The 1,686-nt window shown below is 76.4% G+C and carries 2 protein-coding genes; both read left to right on the top strand.

Features of this window, described 5'->3' with window-relative positions:
* Positions 1–955 (top strand): iron-containing redox enzyme family protein (locus tag JZ5iCDA_RS17360; RefSeq protein WP_069388226.1); only part of this gene is annotated, 955 nt, incomplete at its 5' end.
* On the top strand, positions 948–1,686 hold a 739-nt coding region (locus tag JZ5iCDA_RS17365; RefSeq protein ID WP_069388227.1), incomplete at its 3' end, for a glycosyltransferase. The genes JZ5iCDA_RS17360 and JZ5iCDA_RS17365, both read left to right, overlap by 8 nt.

Here is a 1,686-nt window from a genome sequence, read left to right on the forward strand (position 1 = left end):
GGTGCGCGAGGCGCTCGCGACGGCGCCCGCCGCCCACGCCCCCGGGGGCCGCGCCATCCTCGACGACAGCGACGTACAGCTCGCCCTCATGGTCATGTACGAGCTGCACTACCGCGGCGTCGAGAGGGTCGACGACGCCTGGGAGTGGGAGCCTGCGCTGCTCGCCGTGCGCCGGACCGTCGAGCGCCCGTTCGAGGCCGCCGTGCGCGAGCGCGCCGGGACGCCGGACGGCACCGAGACGGACGCGGCCGGCGTCGCGCGGCGCCTGTTCGACCTCGCGGCGGCCGACGACGGGCCGAGCCTGTCCCGCTACGTCGCCAAGCGCGCCGACGCGCAGCAGGTGCGCGAGCTGCTCGTGCTCAAGTCGCTGTACCAGCTCAAGGAGGCCGACCCGCACACGTGGGCGGTTCCGCGCCTGGCGGGGGCGCCGAAGGCCGCGCTCGTGGAGATTCAGGCCGACGAGTACGGCGGCGGGCAGCCGGGCCGGATGCACGCCGAGCTGTTCGCGCGCACGATGCGCGGCGCGGGCCTCGACGACACCTACGGGCGGTACGTCGACGCCGTGCCGACCGTCGTGCTCGTCGCGCTCAACACGATGTCCCTGTTCGGGCTGCACCGGCGCCTGCGCGGCGCGATCGTCGGGCACCTCGCGGCGTTCGAGATGACGTCGTCCATCCCGAGCCGCCTGTACGGCAACGGCTTCCGGCGGCTCGGCCACGACGCCGACACCACGTGGTACTTCGACGAGCACGTCGAGGCCGACGCCGTCCACGAGCAGATCGCGGCGCGCGACCTCGCCGGCCGCCTCGTCGAGCAGGAGCCCGCCCTGCGCGACGACGTGCTCCTCGGCGCCGCGGCGTGCCTCGCTGTCGAGGGGGACGTCGCCGCGTACGCGCTCGGCCGGTGGCAGGAGGGCGGGTCCGCGCTCCTCGTGCCGCTCGACGCGCATGCCTGACACGGTCGCGTCCGACGCCGCCTACCTGCTGCCGCTACGCCGGCACGCCGTGGACGAGGCGGAGCTCGCCGAGCTCGCCGCCTACCTGCGCCGGGTCGCCGCCCACGTTCCCGTGGTCGTCGCCGACGGCTCGCCGCCCGACGTCCGGGCGCGGCACGACGCCGCGTGGGGCGACGCGGTGCGTGTCGTCGACGTGCCCGACGTCCCGCCGGGCACGAACGGCAAGGTCGTCGGCGTGCTCGCGGGGATCGCCGCGACCACCGCGCCGAGGCTCGTCGTCGCCGACGACGACGTCCGGTACGACGCCGCCGGCCTCGCCGCGGTGCTCGCCGCGCTCGACGACGCCGACCTCGTCGTGCCGCAGAACGTGTTCGACCCGATGCCGTGGCACGCACGCTGGGACACCGCACGCTCCCTGCTGAACCGCGCGCTGCTCGGCCACGACTACGCCGGCACGGTCGCCCTGAGGCGGGCCGCGCTCGGGGACGCGGGCTACGACTCCCGCGTGCTCTTCGAGAACCTGGAGCTCGAGCGCACGGTGGTCGCGCGCGGCGGCGTCGTCGCGCACCGGCCGGACGTCGTCGTCGTGCGGCGCCCGCCCGAGGCACGCCGCTTCGTCGAGCAGCGCGTCCGCCAGGCGTACGACTCGCTCGCGCAGCCGCCGCGGCTGGTGGCCGAGCTGGCCCTCGCGCCGCTCCTCGTCCTCGCCGCCGTCGCGGCCGTGCGGGCGC

The organism is Cellulosimicrobium cellulans, assembly GCF_001722485.1.
Taxonomy (GTDB): domain Bacteria; phylum Actinomycetota; class Actinomycetes; order Actinomycetales; family Cellulomonadaceae; genus Cellulosimicrobium; species Cellulosimicrobium cellulans_A.